The sequence below is a fragment of the Prochlorococcus marinus str. MIT 9302 genome (genome assembly GCF_000759975.1).
Lineage (GTDB): Bacteria > Cyanobacteriota > Cyanobacteriia > PCC-6307 > Cyanobiaceae > Prochlorococcus_A > Prochlorococcus_A marinus_M.
Genome location: NZ_JNAM01000006.1, coordinates 13,061 through 29,448, shown reverse-complemented (window position 1 = coordinate 29,448; position 16,388 = coordinate 13,061). Strand labels below are relative to the sequence as shown.

Here is a 16,388-nt window from a genome sequence, read left to right as displayed (position 1 = left end):
TTAATTGCGTAATGTATTTTTCACCTTTTCAATACCACCCTCGATAGATCTTGATTGAATTTTGAATTTAGACAAGATTTTTGACGCTTTGTCAGATCTTTTGCCCGATTGGCATATGGTAAAAACTTCCTTAATTAAACTTTCTTTTTTTATAAAGTCTAAGTCAGATTCTCGGTTCAAATGACTTAGAGGGATTGATATAGAGCCCTCTATTGCAGAAGTTGAAAATTCTTCATTTTCCCTAACATCTATTAAAAGTATTTTGTTGGGTTTTGCTGTGTATAAGCTATTAAAATCTTTAGCATTAATTCGGTTAATTTCATTATTTTCCCCAGAACATTCATCGTCACTATAAAATTCTACAAACTGAGAAAGATTTTTTATTTTTTTATTTATTTGATCACTTTTTAGATGTAATTTTTTCATATTCATATTCAAGAGATCAAAAATCAATATTTTCCCATCTAAAATTTCACCTTTTTTTAAAATGATTTTGATAATTTCATTCACTTGGAGAATTCCTATTAAACCTGTTGAGACTCCCACGACCCCATATTCTGCACAACTCGGTATAGCATTTTTTGACGGTGATTCTGGCAGTAAGTCTCTTAAATTAGGACTCTTTTCATTTAAATTGAAAACACTCACTTGACCTTCAAATCCTTGTACACTGCCAAATACTAGAGGTTTATTTAGTATCAGACACGCATCGTTTATCAAATATCTAGTGCCAAAGTTATCTGAGCAATCACAAATCACATCAAATTCTCGAATTATTTTGAGGACATTTGTAGGATTCACTCTCTCCGCAAAGGTTACTAATTTGGAATTAGGATTCAATTTTTCAATTCTTTCTCGTGCAGAATCAATTTTAAGATTGCCAATAGTTTTTGTTTCATGAATTATCTGTCTTTGGAGATTAGACTTCTCAACGTGATCATTATCTACTATTCCAATTTTTCCAATTCCTGTTGCTGTCAGATAAAGCAAAACAGAAGAGCCAAGCCCACCTGCTCCAATACATAATACTGAACTGTTTTTAAGATCTAGTTGACCCTCATAACCTATCTCTTTGAGAGTTAAATGTTTTTGATATCTTTCTTGTTCATCTTTGTTTAAGAAATTAAATTTGATATCTTTTGAGACTGTCATTTTTAATTTCGCAAAATAATCTTATGAAGATATGATAATTAAAATAAAAAATTTAACCTTTTAAAGGTTTGATATTTATGAGATTTATTAAGGTTTTGTTAGAACAAAATAATACTGAAAATTATTTATAAATAAAATTTTTTCAAAAAATCGTCAATATTTAAATATGTTGGTTCATCAAAAAAATACAAAATGTGTCGGTTCGGAATTACACATGAAAAAAAGGTAGCACATAGAAGTTTTTTCCGTTATTGTCTGGTCAATATATTGAGATTACTGATTTCATGAGTGATAATACACCAGAGTCAAATCAAGACTCCGGCTCCGCTACAAGCTCAGAAACTAAAAGCTTTTCAGACAAGTACTCTGATGTCATGGGGAAAGTCAATGAAACCCTTGGTAAGGTTGATTGGACTCAAATGGGGAAGTATGGCAAAGCGGCAGGCATAATTGCTGTTGTCGTAATAGCTCAGATAATAATTAAAGTTATTATTGACACGATTAATTTTTTCCCGATTCTCCCAGGTTTACTAGAACTACTGGGTGTAATTGTTGTTGGTCAATGGAGCTGGCAGAATCTTCGTACTAGTGAAACTCGTGAAGCTGTTTTAGATAAAGTACAAAATCTTAAAAAGACATACTTAGGATAGTAAAAATTAAAAATTTACTATCTCTTTTGCGTAGTCTTTGACTTGATTGAAATATGATCCGCCAAATATATTGGCATGATTTATTATGTGATAAAAATTATATATAGTAATTCTCTTTTCGAATCCCTCTTTTAAAGGAAAAATTTTATGATACTCTTCATAAAATTCTTTACTGAAACCTCCAAACAATCTTGTCATAGCTATATCCACCTCATTATCTGCCCACCAAGATGCAGGGTCAAATATAACTCCCTTACGACTTTTGTCTACTCCTACATTTCCTGACCATAAATCTCCATGCACGAGTGTATTTTTTGGTTGATGAATAAGTAATTCTGATTTAATTTTTTCTTTAACTTTATTTATAGTTTCTTCGTCTAGAACATTTGATTTAAGTATTGATAATTGAGGTATTATTCGTAAGTTTAAAAAACAATCTATCCAATTATCTTCCCAGCCCTTCTTCTGATCACTTATTCCGATAAAACCCTCAATTGGATAACCAAATATTTTTGGATTGGATTCAGTTGAATTTAAGTGCATTTCTCCTAAACCTTTGCCAAGCTTTTTTTGGTCAAAGTTTTTCATATCTATCCATTCAATTAAAAGAATTTCTATATTTTTTATATTTTTATATGCAATAACTTTAGGAACAACTAAGTTTTCTTGATTAATATACTTGCTCAAATTCTCAAGACAATATTTTTCAAATTCAAGAAATTTTTTGGTTCTATCATTTCTTTTAAGGAATAATTTTTTGTTTGAGAATTCTATTTTCCAGGCACTATGTATATCACCCCCATGTACTGGTTCAATACTTTTTGGATAGGTTTCACCTAATTCAGTACAAATTTCGTTAACTTCAATAGGGGATAATTTTTGCATTTTCAATGAGAAAGTCCGAAATTGTTGTTGTTGGCGCTGGTATAGCAGGACTAACTTCTGCAGCAATTTTATCAAAACAAGGTTTATCAGTAACTTTAATCGAATCCCATACTCAATCAGGAGGATGTGCAGGTACTTTTAAAAGAAAGAATTATATTTTTGATGTTGGTGCAACTCAGGTTGCAGGTTTAGAGAAAGGAGGAATACATTCTAGAATTTTTGATTTTTTAGATATTCCATCTCCCGAAGCCATAATTTTAGACCCTGCTTGCATTGTTGATTTAAATGATGGTGGTAAGCCCATCCCTATTTGGTATGAAAAAAGTAAATGGATTGCTGAACAAGAAATGCAGTTTCCTGGGAGTCGCAGATTTTGGAAACTTTGTACCCTCATACATCAAAGTAATTGGATATTTGCTAATAATAATCCTGTATTACCAATAAGTAATTTTTGGGATTTTTCTCAACTTCTTAAAGCACTAGTACCGTCAAATCTTGTCACAGGTATCTTACTTAAATCTACTATTTTTGATTTATTGCGGATTTGCGGATTATCCAAGAATGAGCGCTTGATAAAATTCTTAAATCTTCAACTAAAACTTTACTCTCAAGAGGACGTTTATAATACTGCAGCATTATATGGATCTACTGTTCTTCAGATGTGTCAAGAGCCACATGGTCTGTGGCATCTTAAAAAATCAATGCAGTCTTTAAGCGAAGCATTAGAAAGTTCATTGAGTAAAACTGGAGTTAAAATAATTTTTGGGCAAAGAGTTAATTCTATAAATTTTGATGACGTAAATATGTGTTGGAACGTATCTGCTAATTCAAAAAGAAATACTTTTATTTACCAAGCAAAAGATTTGATTTATACCGCGCCTCCTCAATCTCTGCTCAGGCATTTGAAAGATCCTTTAAAAAGAAAACAAAGTTATAAAAATCGACTTAATAATTTGCCTGATCCAAGTGGGGCTTTAGTTTTTTACTCAGCATTAAAAAAAGAACATATTAAAAACACTTCCTCCAATCATTATCAATTTGTTTCGAATGAATTTGGTTCTTTATTTGTGTCAATTAGTGATGATGGTGATGGAAGAGCACCAAAAGGTGAAGTTACTTTAATAGCGAGTATTTTTACTAAGACAAAAGATTGGTTTGAGCTAGATAAAAAAATTTACTTAAAGAAGAAAAAGGATTTTATAAAAAAAATATCGCTTGAATTGGAAAGACAATTTGATATTCATCCTGAAAATTGGCTACATAAGGAATTAGCAACTCCGTTGGGATTTCAAAAATGGACAAATAGACCTAATGGAATAGTAGGCGGACTTGGTCAAAATCCAGATATTTTTGGTTTATTTGGATTGCCCAGTAGGACGCCTTTTGAAGGTTTATGGTTATGTGGAGACTCAATTTATCCAGGGGAGGGAACTGCAGGTGTTAGCCAGTCGGCATTAATGGTCTCAAGGCAAATTTTAGCTTCTAAAGGCATAGAAAATTTTAATTTATAAATTTTTCTCTGATTTCTTTTGCTTCCGCAAGTTTCTTAGAAAGTAACTCCCAATTTTTTTCTTTTATAAGAGATTCCAATGTATTAAGCTTCTTTTTAAAATTATTAATGGCATTTAAAACATTAATCTGATTATTAATAGCTAAATCTAAGCCTAGTTTTTCATTGCCGCTGCCAACTCTCGAAGTGTCAGCAAATCCTGTAGCTGCTAGCTTTTGTGTGAGATCTAATAAAGATTGATTATTTTTTGTATCTACAGTTTCAATTAGGGTAGAAGCTAAAAATATAGGCAAATGAGAAATCAGAGATACTGCTTCATCATGCTCTTTTGGCGAAGCCTGACAGATTTCACAATCCATTGATTTTATTAGCTCGGAAATAGTTCTGACTGCATTTAAATCACTATTTTGTGTGGGGGTAATAATCCATTTTGCATTTTCAAAAAGACTTTCAAAACCTGAATCAACTCCTTTTTTTTCTGTTCCTGCCATTGGATGTGATCCAATAAATAGAGGATGTAAATTTTCCCATGCATTTACAATTGGTTCTTTCACAGAACCTACATCAGTTACTATTGTTTCTTGAGGTATTGATGCTACTAATCGTTGAGATGGACTGATCAAATCTTTAATAGGCAAAGCCAAAATTATGAGCTCACATTTTTTTAGTAAGCTCAAATCACAGCTAACAAAATTTGCAAGCTTTTTTCCCTTTGCTTTTTTCTCATTAAATTCATTATTTGCTATTCCATAAATTGTATGGTTTAGACTTTGGAGTTTTAATCCTAAAGAACCACCAATTAAACCTAATCCTACTATTCCAATTTTCATAGATTGATTAATTCAAGACTTTCTTATATTCATACCAATTTTTTGTATATTAGGTTCATAAATTTTTGTATGTATTTGAAACTAAATTAATTATAAATGCTTGAAATTTTAAGTCATCAATATTTGAAAAAGTTTTTGAGAGATCAAAGTATTCATTGGGAACACATATATTCTTTTGGGAGGATAATTGCTAAGTGTATTGAGAATGATTCTACATATCTAATCAATTCAGAGATTTTCTCTAGCCATGATTGGCTCCCTCCAATTTTGATTTCTCTATCTTTAAAGGAAGAAGATTCAACTTTTATTTTATTTGAAGAACAAATTCAATTTATAAGAAAATTTCAGATTGATTCATTGAAAAATCTAGGTTTAAATTTTATTTTTAAAAATGATCAACTAATTTTTGCAAATCATCATGTTCGCTTGATAACAATTAAAGATTTACTTAAAAATCCGAATTTTCTTAATCTTAGAAATCATCGAATAGTTTATTCTGGAATTGAGGATATAAAACAGGATTTAAAAAATCATTTTAGAATTTCTTTACTTAAAAAGGACTGGACAAGAAATTTTAAAGAATTTGAATTAATCAATCAAAAATTCATCAAAGTATATGATTCTTTGAAGAAAAAGTTCTTTGTGAGAAAGGTCTTAGGCAATAGTTATATCAATTTAGATGAAAAAGAAATTAGTTTTTTTGTAAACTTTTTTCATGAAAATTCTTTCTTTTCTGATAAATTTTTAAGCGTTTACAAAGCATTATCTCAAGGTTGGGCATGCTGGGTAAAATTAAATGATAAAAATTTAGATTGGAATTTGTATTTGCAGCCAATAGATGAACTTTCTCAAATTAAGGAATTTTTTTCAAATAATAAATTTCTTTTTTTATCAGCTTTGAGAAAAGATAATTTTTTTCAAATTTATCTTAAAAGGCACAGTTTAGATATTGACTTGGTCATTAATTTTAAAAGTAATTTTGAAGAGAAAAAGATCTCATTATATATACCCTCTAAACAGTTCCTTCCTAATAATCCTCTTTTTACCAATTCAATATTGGATAAATGCAAAAAGTTAATACTTTTTAGAAAGGGTTTAACTTTAGTTTTGTCTGACGATATTGATTTGAAAACTAACCTTGCTACAGAATTAGCCTCGATGTATGGAAAGAGGGTGGTGCTAGAGACAATTCCAATTCATAATAATGAAATTCTTTGTTCTAGTTATGATTGGTGGATTATGAATTCTTATTTAATACAAATTCCAGAACAAATTATTATACCTTTACTTCCGATTCCGAATATGTCAGAACCTATTAACGCAATTACAGTCTCTCATAAAAAAAAGCTTTCTCAAGATTGGTTTAGAGACTTCCTTCTTCCTCAAGCCAGAATAAAACTTGAAAGATCTATTTCTCCTTTAAGAAGAAATTCAGGTAAGTTAATAATTTTAGATGGAAGAGCGAATAAAAGAAACTGGGGAAGATTACTTTTGCAAAACATTCAACCATCAAAACAAATTAATTATATGTTACCTTTTGATTAGGTTATGATTTTATAAACAACGAAAGAAATATGGGAGAAGCAAAAAGACGAAAAACATTTGGTTTGCCTCCAAAAAAAAGCAATACTAAGACTAAATATGATCAGTCTCCAAGATTATTTGAATGGATCCCCTTTACCATCAATCAAAGAGATAAACTAATTAAATTAAGTATTAAGGCCAGTTGGTTTGGAATCGGAGGGTTAGTAATCTTATGGGTTGTAGTGAGATTTGTAGGCCCTGCTGCTGGGTGGTGGACTTTGTCTGATTCTTTATAAATCTAAGCTACTGTTTTTATATCATTAACAGCGATTGTATTAGCAGGATTGCTATTTAATGCTTTCATTGAATTAGAACTGACTTCAGTACCTTCTGTTAATTTCTCTTTAACAATGGATTCTACTTTATTCCTAATTTCTAAGTTTTGATCAAGCCAAATAATTGTATTATCTCTTCCTTGTCCAATATTTTCTCCTTCATAACTATACCAAGCGCCTCTCCTTATTATGATATTAGTTTCTTCTGCTAAATCTAATAAACATCCTGTTGTACTAATACCTTTTCCGAAGAGAATATCAAACTCTGCAATTCTAAATGGTGGTGCAACTTTGTTTTTTGCTACTTTTACTTTTGCTCTTATGCCGTATTCTTCAGTACCTCTTTTAAGAGTTTGAATTCTTCTGATATCAAGTCTCACTGAGGCATAAAATTTTAATGCATTTCCTCCTGTGGTTGTTTCTGGATTGCCGTACGTGACGCCAATCTTTAGGCGTAATTGATTCAGGAATATTACCGTACATCCAGATTTTCCAATATTTCCTGTTATTTTTCTCATTGCTTGACTCATTAGCCTTGCTTGGCTTCCAATTACGTGATCTCCCATCTCTCCTTCTATCTCGGCTCTTGGAGTGAGTGCTGCTACCGAGTCAACAACAACAAGATCTACTGCACTCGATCTTATGAGTTGGTCAACTATTTCTAGAGCCATTTCACCAGTATCCGGTTGTGAAACTAACAAATTTTCAACATCAACGCCTAAAGAGGCTGCATACACTGGATCGAGTGCATGCTCAGCATCAACAAATGCAGCTACTCCTCCATTTTTTTGGACTTCCGCAATCGCGTGAAGCGTTAATGTAGTTTTTCCTGAACTTTCTGGTCCGTAAACTTCTACTACTCTTCCTTTTGGATAGCCTCCTCCTAATGCTAAATCTAAGGTGAGTGCTCCAGTAGATATTGTTTCTACTTTCATTCTTGAGGCGTCACCAAGTCTCATTATTGACCCTCGTCCAAAATTTCTTTCTATTTGACCTAAGACGAGACTTAATGCCTTGTCTTTCTCTTTTGATTCAGTTTTTTTCTTTTCTTCAAGACTCATTGTTTGATTTATCGGTTAAAGTTCTTGTAATTATTCTAAATTTGGAATTTTTTATTTAAACCAAACTTCATAAATACAAACTATAGTACATCTGTACTCTAGCTGATTATCTTTAAATTGCAACTAATTCCTCAAGATTATCTAATTTTATTATTATGATTTCATTACTTAAGTTATATCTATCTGACTCTTTTAAATATCCCCAATCAGCTAGGAAGCATGGAATATGAGAAGTTCCTGAATTGTTTTTTATATCAATTAGAGTTTTTTTTCTATCTTCTATAAAACCTAGTATTTTATGTGTTTTTGTAAGTTTTTCAGCTATTTTGATTTTTGTTCCGGATTCATATCCAAAAATAAAATCTGGAAAAATATTTAATTGTTTAAGTATCTTTTCTGCAAATACTCTTCCTTTTGTTGTTATTATTCCCGTTTTTATTTCTCTCTTCCTTAATTCTTTCAAGAAATTTATAACTTCAAAAAATGGATTGTGTAAATTCACCCACGCTTTAAAATCTTTATCAATTTGGTACTCGCGAGACTTATCTAGTATTTTTTGTAAATCTTCTGCAATCCAAGAATTATCTTTTAATATCCTCTGGCAATTTTGATGATAATTATTAATGAAATCATCTTTATTGTGATTTTTTATTGGATTTTCTTTTTTAATAATTTCGTGAACAATTAGAACCATTTCCCAACCATATTTAACCCAAGGCCTAATTTCTTTAAAAGTATTTGGTACTCTTTTATAAAGTTTTTGATCACAAGAGATGTACGGTGAATTTAAATATTTTTCACAGGCTAGCAAAGAACTATGCCAATATTCATGCATTCCATCGACTATAACTCCATCAAAATCTAATAGAAATATTTTTTGAGAAGACACCACTTAAATATTAGAACTGGGCCGCTAGGATTCGAACCTAGGAATGTCGAGACCAAAACCCGATGCCTTACCACTTGGCGACGGCCCATTGAACTTCTAGTTTAATACATCAAAAGATTTTTTTCTATCAAAAAAATACAAAGTTTTTATATACACGGCGAAGGTTTTAAAAAATAAAAATATTATTTGAATTATCTCGATTTCCATGGCTCTAGAAATTTCTGAGCTTTTTTGATTGCTAGAGCCATTCTTTCAGGATACTCATAGAGTCTTTTATTATTCTTGTGTGCAAATTCAATAAGGGGCTGCATAATTTTTCTTGCAGCACTTCCAAATGCTATTCCGTCTGGAAGATTGTTTGAATTCAAAAATTCATGAGTTTTTTCATTTGTTCCTCCTGCTAATTGAATTAATCCTGGAGGAAGATCTGAACCGATTTTTTCAAATAACTTGACTGTATCTCTACTTGTTGTTGGAGCAAGATCACCAGACATTGGCCTTCCATCTAGCTGCCAAATAAGGGGAATATTAAGTTCTTTGAGAATATCATATCTTTTCCAAAGAGCTTTCAAAAGATCTTCGGGCTCATGTGATTTTTTGAAAGATTGATTTAATCCACAACTTATAGATATCTTATCCAATTTAATTTCAGAACTTTTAAGGATATTTACAACTTTTGTAAAAGAATCTAAGCGATTGATTTCGGTATGAATTTCTACTGCATTAGGCTTTGTTTTTTTGAGCGTTGACGCTAAATCATATTTTGACAAATTATATTCATATTCACTAATTAGATTTAGGGGACAACTATTTATACACCTTCCACATCCATAACATTTACTCTCTTTGATCCCAGAATTATCAATGGCAAAGGTGGGGCATACTTTTTCGCACGGTCTTGAACAATTAGGGGGACATCTTAATGGATCAAATTTTGCTTTACGAAAATGGATATCATTACCATCACTGATGCTTATCATTAATCCAGGGGAGTTTTTAAAGATTTTTTTAGCCCACTCGATTCCTTTTTTTGCTGCATGAACTATAGATTCTTCAGCAGCAACATCTATGTAGTCGACACCAGCAGCAGTATAAATTGCACATAAATCTTCGATAGCAACAATATCTTCATTACTCGCGCCACAAATCAACTTAATCCATTTATCTTTTTTCTTCTTGGTTTTATTCAAACAATTTAACTGGCAAATTCATCCAAAATATAATCATTTAATGGTTTCCATTCAAGTTTTCTTGAACCCCCCATTTCAACAACAATTGTTAGTTTATTGTCTTTAGTACAAATCTCTATTAAGCTCACTAACTCAGATTGAGACAACACTTGACCTTCTAATAACCAAAGTAATTTATTTTTATCATTTTCATTAAATAACTCAGAAGCCATTGGGATTACTTGTTGAACTTCACCGAGCGCTCCATTTTTTCCTACGCTTTGATGACCTAGGTGAGGTGGCCTAATGCCATGCAATTTGAGCAAAAAGACTTCTGGATCTCCAAGCCCTCTTGCTGAGGTAATAAAAGTTTTAAAGCCCTTGGCTCTCATTCTTCTCAAAAGACGAGTTTCATAGCCACCTTCAAGAGGAGCAAAGATTGCAAGACATTTGTTAGTTTTTAGATCGTTATGAAACTTTTTCCCTGTGAGAAGTAATGGCATAAAAAATTCCTTTATTTTTATTTTATTTTAATTTATGGTACTTGATCATGTACAATTATAATTTAGTGAATTTTTAAGCTCGCAAGCTAGCCGAGCCTCTACGAAATTTCACATTTTTTAGCGTTTCGTTAAAAAAATCAGGTGGGATTATCCCTTGAGAAACTATCTATGTTTTTAGATAAGTCTCAACCTTATTAATTGTTTTTTATTAACTTACACCTTTTAAATGTAAGGCTTTAGATAATTAAAAAATCATTACGAGCTAGCCTAATTTAGTCTTATGTCTATAGGAATTTTAGGAAAGAAATTGGGCATGTCCCAACTTTTTGACGACAAAGGTAATGCTGTACCAGTTACTCTTATTGAGGCTGGCCCATGCCGTGTCACGCAATTGAAAACTACCGCTTTGGATGGTTACACTGCCGTTCAGATAGGCTATGGCTTGTCCAAAGAGAAGCATATTAGTAAACCTGAAAAGGGACATTTACTGAAATCAGGTGAAGACCTTTTAAAGCATTTAAAAGAATATAGGGTTGAAGAAACTTCGTCTTATGAAATTGGAAATCAAATAACTGTAAAAAACTTTGAGGTTGGCCAAAAAGTTGATATCAGTGGCAAATCTATGGGTAGAGGTTTTGCTGGTTACCAGAAAAGACATGGATTTAGTAGAGGCCCTATGAGTCATGGTTCAAAAAATCATAGAGCTCCAGGTTCTACAGGAGCAGGAACAACCCCAGGTAGAATTTATCCTGGGAAAAGAATGGCAGGTAGATACGGAGGGAAACAGATAACTACGAAAGGTTTGTTGGTTCTCAAAATTGATGACCAGAAAAATTTGCTTGTAGTAAAAGGTTCTGTCCCAGGGAAGCCTGGCTCAATAGTTAATATTAAGCCAAATAATGTTGTAGGAAATAAAGGAGGTGAAAAATCATGACAACACTCGAAACTCTTAAGTGGGATGGTAAAAAATCCGGGAAAGTTACTCTTGATTTAGCAGTTGCTAAGGAAACTTCTTCGGCAGACTTAATCCATAGAGCAGTGCTTAGGCAACTTGCAAACAAAAGACAAGGGACTGCATCAACTTTGACAAGATCTGAAGTACGAGGTGGTGGTAGAAAGCCATACAAACAGAAAGGCACAGGAAGAGCTCGTCAAGGATCAATAAGAACACCCTTAAGACCTGGTGGTGGAATTATTTTTGGACCGAAGCCACGTTCTTACAATCTTGATATGAATCGTAAGGAACGTAGATTAGCTCTCAGAACAGCACTTATGTCCAGAGTATCTGATATAAAGGCTGTTGAAGATTTTGGTTCTAACTTAAAGCAACCTAAAACAAGTGACATCATCAATGGCCTCGCTCGATTAGGCATAGAAAAAACTGAAAAAGTTTTGATTATTCTTGATAGTCCTTCCGATGTAATAAAAAAATCCATTAATAATATTGAAAAGGTAAAATTAATCTCCGCCGATCAATTAAATGTATTTGATATTCTCAATGCTAATAAGTTGGTAATAGGTCAATCAGCAATAAATAAAATTCAGGAGGTTTATGCATCATGAGTAAATTATTCGATTCTCGTTTAGCCGATGTAATAAGAAAGCCAGTTATTACTGAGAAAGCTACAAACGCACTAGATCTTAATCAATATACTTTTGAAGTAGACCATAGAGCGGCAAAGCCACAAATAAAGGCAGCTATTGAAGCCTTGTTCAGTGTTAAAGTCATAGGAGTTAACACTATGAATCCTCCTAGGAGAACAAGAAGAGTCGGAAAATTTTCCGGTAAACGTTCTCAGGTCAAGAAAGCAATTGTACGTCTTGCTGAAGGAGACAAAATCCAACTATTTCCAGAATCTTAAGGAGTTTAATCATGGCAATTCGTAAATTTAAACCTTATACTCCTGGCACTAGACAGAGAGTAGTTACTGATTTTAGTGAAATAACAAGTGCAAAACCTGAGAGATCACTAATAGTTTCAAAACATAGAGTTAAAGGTAGGAATAATCGTGGAGTTATTACTTGCCGTCATCGTGGAGGTGGTCACAAAAGGCAATATAGATTGGTCGATTTTAGAAGAGATAAGAGAAATATTAATGCTAAAGTTGCAGCTATCCACTACGATCCTCACAGAAATGCGAGGCTAGCACTTTTATTTTATGAAGATGGAGAGAAAAGATACATTATCGCTCCAGCTGGAGTAAAAGTTGGCCAAAATGTCATATCTGGAGAAAGTGTTCCAATTGAAGATGGAAATGCAATGCCACTTTCTGTTATGCCATTAGGATCTAGTGTTCATTGTGTTGAGTTATATGCAGGAAGAGGTGCTCAGATGGTTAGATCCGCTGGAGCTAGTGCACAAGTTATGGCAAAAGAGGGAGATTATGTTGCCTTAAAACTCCCATCTACCGAGGTAAGACTTGTTAGAAAAGAATGCTACGCAACTCTTGGAGAAGTTGGTAATTCAGAAATAAGAAATACTAGCTTAGGCAAAGCAGGAAGAAGAAGATGGCTTGGACGAAGGCCACAAGTAAGAGGAAGTGTAATGAACCCATGTGATCATCCACATGGAGGAGGAGAGGGAAAAGCACCAATTGGTAGAGCAGGCCCTGTTACTCCATGGGGTAAACCAGCTCTTGGGTTAAAGACGCGTAAAAAGAACAAACCAAGTAATAAATTAGTAGTTCGAAGACGTCGTCGCGTTTCTAAGAGGAGTAGAGGAGGAAGAGACTCTTGATTACTTCATTTATGACTTTAATTTCTATTTTATAAACATGGGACGATCACTAAAAAAAGGACCTTTCATAGCAGATAGCTTGCTCAAAAAGGTAGAAAAACAAAATACTGATAATGACAAGTCTGTTATCAAAACTTGGTCTAGAGCCTCTACCATTTTACCTGTAATGATCGGCCATACAATCGCTGTCCATAATGGCAAGACCCATATTCCTGTATTTATAACCGAACAAATGATCGGTCATAAACTCGGAGAATTTGCTCCTACTCGCACTTACCGCGGTCACATAAGAGATAAGAAAGGAGCAAAATCATGACAAAAACACCTGAAACAACAAAAACGGCTATTGCTCATGGAAACTATGTTCGCGGATCAGCCTCTAAAGTTAGAAGAGTTTTGGACCAAATAAGGGGTCGGTCATATAGAGATGCATTAATCATGTTGGAATTTATGCCTTACAGATCTACTGATCCAATCACTAAAGTACTAAGATCTGCAGTTGCTAATGCAGAACATAACCTTGGAATGGATCCATCTACCTTAGTTATTTCCTCTGCATGGGCTAATAATGGTCCTGTAATGAAAAGGTATAGGCCGAGAGCTCAAGGGAGAGCTTTTTCTATCAAAAAACAGACTTGCCATATCAGTATTTCTGTTGAACCTGCTCCTACTCAAACTAATGCGGAGGTACAAAACTAATGGGACATAAAATACATCCTTCTGGGCTAAGGTTAGGAATTACACAAGAGCATCGCTCAAAATGGTTTGCTACTTCAAAGACATATCCAATTCTTCTTCAAGAAGATTTTAAAATTCGTACTTTTATACAGAAAAAATATGGTGCAGCAGGAATTAGCGATGTGCTGATAGCAAGGAAAGCTGATCAACTGGAACTTGAATTAAAAACAGCAAGACCAGGAGTGATAGTTGGAAGACAAGGAAGTGGTATTGAAGAATTAAGATCTGGAATTCAAAAAACTATTGGTGATAGAACAAGGCAAGTCAGAATAAATGTTGTTGAAGTTGAGCGCGTTGATGCAGATGCTTTTTTACTGGCTGAATATATTGCGCAACAACTGGAAAAAAGAGTCGCCTTTAGAAGAACTATAAGAATGGCATTGCAGAGGGCTCAAAGGGCTGGAGTCCTAGGTCTTAAAATACAAGTTGGGGGAAGGTTGAACGGTGCTGAAATTGCTAGAACAGAATGGACCAGAGAAGGTAGAGTTCCTTTACATACTTTGAGAGCTGAAATTGACTATGCAATCCGTGAAGCTAATACTACTTACGGTGTTTTAGGTATTAAAGTGTGGGTTTTCAAAGGAGAAGTTCTTCCTAAAGAAGAACAAACAATCCCCGTGGGTGCAAACCCTAAGAGGAAAGCTAGTAGAAGACCTCAACAATTTGAGGACCGTTCAAATGAGAATTCATAGGAGGTATAAAAATGCTTAGTCCAAAACGCACAAAATTTCGTAAACAACATAGAGGCAGAATGAGGGGGGTGGCCTCTAAAGGTAATACCATTGCTTTCGGTCAATTTGCTCTCCAAGCTCAAGACTGTGGATGGGTCACTGCACGCCAGATTGAGGCAAGTAGAAGAGCTATGACAAGATATATCAAACGTGGAGGCCAAATCTGGATAAGAATTTTTCCTGATAAACCTGTAACCATGAGACCTGCCGAAACTCGAATGGGTTCTGGTAAAGGTAATCCAGAGTTTTGGGTTGCGGTTGTAAAACCTGGAAGAATACTTTTTGAAATGGGCGGTGAGGATATCACTGAGGAAACTGCAAAAGAAGCTATGCGTCTAGCTCAATACAAACTTCCTGTAAAAACAAAATTCATTTCGATTGATAAAAATCTAGAAGCTCCCTCACAAGAAAAGAAAAAAAATAATAAACAATCTCAAGAGGAGGTTAAACAATGAAAAACTCAGAGTCTCTTAAAGAATTTCAAAAATTAAATTCTGCTCAAATTACTGAAAAAATTGAGCAACTGCGAAAAGATCTTTTTGATTTGAGATTCAAGCAAGCTACTAGACAGCTCAATGAAACGCATAAATTTAAAACAATAAAGAAACAAGTTGCGCAATTACTTACTATTAGTAAGAGTCAATCTGCTTCTCAAACAACTTCAGATTAATTATTAGTTATGGCACTTAAAGAAAGAATTGGTACTGTTGTCAGCGACAAGATGGATAAAACAGTTGTTGTTGCTGTTATTAACAGATATCCACATCCCACTTATAAAAAAATTGTAAGTAAAACTACGAGATACAAGGCGCATGATCCTGAAAATACATGTGTTTTAGGTGATCGAGTTAAGATTAGAGAAACTAGACCACTTAGTGCTCATAAAAGATGGGCAATAGAAGAGATCCTCAACAAAACAATTAAGTCAGAGGAGGTCAAAAAATGATTCAACAAGAAACTTATTTAACAGTTGCAGATAACAGTGGTGCAAAAAGACTCCAATGTATTAGGGTTTTAGGATCTAATAGAAGGTATGCACATGTTGGGGATGTCATTGTAGCAACTGTTAAAGATGCTCTTCCAAATATGGGAGTTAAGAAATCTGAAGTTGTAAAAGCCGTTATCGTTAGAACGAAAGCAACATTAAGAAGAAATACTGGTAATTCAATCAGATTTGATGATAATGCTGCCGTTTTGATTAATGAAGATAAGAATCCAAAAGGTACTAGAGTTTTTGGTCCTGTAGCAAGAGAACTACGGGACAAAAATTACACTAAGATTGTTTCTCTTGCTCCGGAGGTGATTTAAATGTTGGATTCATTAAAACAAAAGAAAAACTTCCAAAGAATAAAAATGAGAATCAAAACTGGAGATTTGGTAAAAGTTATTAATGGCAAGGACAAAGGGAAAACTGGTGAGGTTTTAAAAACTATCCCTCTTGAAAATAGAGTAGTGGTTAAGGGAATTAACCTTAGGACTAAACATGTAAAACCAACTCAGGAAGGAGAAACTGGAAGAATACTTACTGAAGAAGCATCTTTACATGCATCAAATGTAATGTTTTTTTCAAAGGATAAAAATCTTACAAGTAAGATTGAATACTTTATTGATAAAGAGGGAGTTAAGAAAAGAAGATTGAAGAAAACTGGTGAAGTAATTGATTAATTTTTCATC

23 protein-coding genes and 1 tRNA gene are annotated in these 16,388 nt (G+C 33.4%); 16 read left to right on the top strand and 8 right to left on the bottom strand.

The features are described from left to right. Positions 1–1,152 (bottom strand): ThiF family adenylyltransferase, encoded by a 1,152-nt coding sequence (locus EU96_RS06090; protein WP_032526287.1) that lies wholly within the window; start codon positions 1,150–1,152, stop codon positions 1–3. A gap of 284 nt (positions 1,153–1,436) precedes the next feature. On the opposite strand from EU96_RS06090, the gene EU96_RS06095 reads away from it, so the two are divergent. Continuing rightward, a complete protein-coding gene (locus tag EU96_RS06095) occupies positions 1,437–1,802 on the top strand; it encodes a CAAD domain-containing protein (RefSeq protein WP_032526286.1) in 366 nt (121 codons plus the stop codon). 6 nt (positions 1,803–1,808) lie between these two features. Here EU96_RS06095 and EU96_RS06100 read toward each other — a convergent pair whose 3' ends face one another. Continuing rightward, positions 1,809–2,687: a fructosamine kinase family protein gene (locus EU96_RS06100; protein ID WP_032526285.1), complete on the bottom strand. Its 879-nt coding sequence runs from the start codon at positions 2,685–2,687 to the stop codon at positions 1,809–1,811. A gap of 5 nt (positions 2,688–2,692) precedes the next feature. Between EU96_RS06100 and crtD the strand changes: the two genes are divergently transcribed. Further along, a complete protein-coding gene (gene crtD, locus EU96_RS06105; protein WP_032526284.1) occupies positions 2,693–4,198 on the top strand; it encodes a C-3',4' desaturase CrtD in 1,506 nt (501 codons plus the stop codon). Here crtD and EU96_RS06110 read toward each other — a convergent pair. Beyond that, positions 4,188–5,027 (bottom strand): prephenate/arogenate dehydrogenase, encoded by an 840-nt coding sequence (locus tag EU96_RS06110; RefSeq protein WP_032526283.1) that lies wholly within the window; start codon positions 5,025–5,027, stop codon positions 4,188–4,190. The genes crtD and EU96_RS06110 overlap by 11 nt on opposite strands. A 96-nt stretch (positions 5,028–5,123) precedes the next feature. On the opposite strand from EU96_RS06110, the gene EU96_RS06115 reads away from it, so the two are divergent. Together EU96_RS06115 and EU96_RS06120 are read left to right on the top strand one after the other, a co-directional pair. After that, positions 5,124–6,572, top strand: a complete 1,449-nt coding sequence (locus tag EU96_RS06115; RefSeq protein ID WP_032526282.1) for a DNA helicase — start codon at positions 5,124–5,126, stop codon at positions 6,570–6,572. 29 nt (positions 6,573–6,601) lie between these two features. Next, positions 6,602–6,847, top strand: coding sequence for a DUF2839 domain-containing protein (locus EU96_RS06120; protein WP_032526281.1), 246 nt, complete (start codon positions 6,602–6,604; stop codon positions 6,845–6,847). Positions 6,848–6,849: 2 nt separating this feature from the next. On the opposite strand, the gene recA is transcribed toward EU96_RS06120, so the two are convergent. From recA to ndhN, 5 genes are all read right to left on the bottom strand, one after another. Then, positions 6,850–7,947, bottom strand: a complete 1,098-nt coding sequence (recA, locus tag EU96_RS06125; protein WP_025915163.1) for a recombinase RecA — start codon at positions 7,945–7,947, stop codon at positions 6,850–6,852. Positions 7,948–8,059: 112 nt separating this feature from the next. Then, positions 8,060–8,836, bottom strand: coding sequence for an HAD family hydrolase (locus tag EU96_RS06130; protein WP_032526280.1), 777 nt, complete (start codon positions 8,834–8,836; stop codon positions 8,060–8,062). 16 nt (positions 8,837–8,852) lie between these two features. Then, positions 8,853–8,924, bottom strand: a tRNA-Gln gene (locus EU96_RS06135). A gap of 103 nt (positions 8,925–9,027) precedes the next feature. Then, the gene (locus EU96_RS06140; protein WP_032526279.1) at positions 9,028–10,026 is read right to left on the bottom strand and encodes a Light dependent period protein LdpA domain-containing protein; all 999 of its coding nucleotides are present in this window, start codon (positions 10,024–10,026) and stop codon (positions 9,028–9,030) included. A 5-nt stretch (positions 10,027–10,031) separates the two neighbouring features. Beyond that, complete coding sequence (ndhN, locus tag EU96_RS06145; RefSeq protein WP_032526277.1) at positions 10,032–10,508, bottom strand: NAD(P)H-quinone oxidoreductase subunit N; 477 nt, start codon at positions 10,506–10,508, stop codon at positions 10,032–10,034. A gap of 280 nt (positions 10,509–10,788) precedes the next feature. Between ndhN and rplC the strand changes: the two genes are divergently transcribed. The 12 genes from rplC to rplX are packed head-to-tail and all read left to right on the top strand — an operon-like array spanning position 10,789 to position 16,379. Continuing rightward, the gene (gene rplC, locus EU96_RS06150) at positions 10,789–11,442 is read left to right on the top strand and encodes a 50S ribosomal protein L3 (RefSeq protein WP_032526276.1); all 654 of its coding nucleotides are present in this window, start codon (positions 10,789–10,791) and stop codon (positions 11,440–11,442) included. Further along, positions 11,439–12,071 (top strand): 50S ribosomal protein L4, encoded by a 633-nt coding sequence (gene rplD, locus EU96_RS06155; RefSeq protein WP_032526275.1) that lies wholly within the window; start codon positions 11,439–11,441, stop codon positions 12,069–12,071. The genes rplC and rplD overlap by 4 nt, the downstream gene beginning before the upstream one ends. Beyond that, a complete protein-coding gene (locus EU96_RS06160) occupies positions 12,068–12,370 on the top strand; it encodes a 50S ribosomal protein L23 (RefSeq protein ID WP_011377190.1) in 303 nt (100 codons plus the stop codon). The genes rplD and EU96_RS06160 overlap by 4 nt, the downstream gene beginning before the upstream one ends. Before the next feature lie 11 nt (positions 12,371–12,381). After that, the gene (gene rplB / locus EU96_RS06165) at positions 12,382–13,245 is read left to right on the top strand and encodes a 50S ribosomal protein L2 (RefSeq protein WP_002807290.1); all 864 of its coding nucleotides are present in this window, start codon (positions 12,382–12,384) and stop codon (positions 13,243–13,245) included. Between the two features lie 37 nt (positions 13,246–13,282). Next, complete coding sequence (rpsS, locus tag EU96_RS06170; RefSeq protein WP_025915156.1) at positions 13,283–13,561, top strand: 30S ribosomal protein S19; 279 nt, start codon at positions 13,283–13,285, stop codon at positions 13,559–13,561. Next, the gene (rplV, locus tag EU96_RS06175; protein WP_032526273.1) at positions 13,558–13,944 is read left to right on the top strand and encodes a 50S ribosomal protein L22; all 387 of its coding nucleotides are present in this window, start codon (positions 13,558–13,560) and stop codon (positions 13,942–13,944) included. Before rpsS ends, rplV begins: the two co-directional genes overlap by 4 nt. Then, entirely contained in the window at positions 13,944–14,675 is a 732-nt protein-coding gene (gene rpsC / locus EU96_RS06180) for a 30S ribosomal protein S3 (protein WP_032526271.1), read from the top strand. The genes rplV and rpsC overlap by 1 nt, the downstream gene beginning before the upstream one ends. A gap of 11 nt (positions 14,676–14,686) precedes the next feature. Continuing rightward, on the top strand, positions 14,687–15,169 hold the full coding sequence (gene rplP / locus EU96_RS06185) for a 50S ribosomal protein L16 (protein ID WP_032526270.1): 483 nt from the start codon (positions 14,687–14,689) through the stop codon (positions 15,167–15,169). Continuing rightward, complete coding sequence (rpmC, locus tag EU96_RS09955) at positions 15,166–15,384, top strand: 50S ribosomal protein L29 (RefSeq protein ID WP_032526269.1); 219 nt, start codon at positions 15,166–15,168, stop codon at positions 15,382–15,384. Before rplP ends, rpmC begins: the two co-directional genes overlap by 4 nt. Positions 15,385–15,393: 9 nt before the next feature. Continuing rightward, the gene (gene rpsQ, locus EU96_RS09950; protein ID WP_032526268.1) at positions 15,394–15,660 is read left to right on the top strand and encodes a 30S ribosomal protein S17; all 267 of its coding nucleotides are present in this window, start codon (positions 15,394–15,396) and stop codon (positions 15,658–15,660) included. Then, positions 15,657–16,022 carry a 50S ribosomal protein L14 gene (gene rplN / locus EU96_RS06200; RefSeq protein ID WP_002807235.1) on the top strand — a complete coding sequence of 122 codons (366 nt, stop codon included), beginning with the start codon at positions 15,657–15,659 and terminating at the stop codon, positions 16,020–16,022. Before rpsQ ends, rplN begins: the two co-directional genes overlap by 4 nt. Continuing rightward, the gene (gene rplX, locus EU96_RS06205; protein WP_011819161.1) at positions 16,023–16,379 is read left to right on the top strand and encodes a 50S ribosomal protein L24; all 357 of its coding nucleotides are present in this window, start codon (positions 16,023–16,025) and stop codon (positions 16,377–16,379) included. It abuts the gene before it with no gap. Positions 16,380–16,388 lie beyond the last annotated feature (9 nt).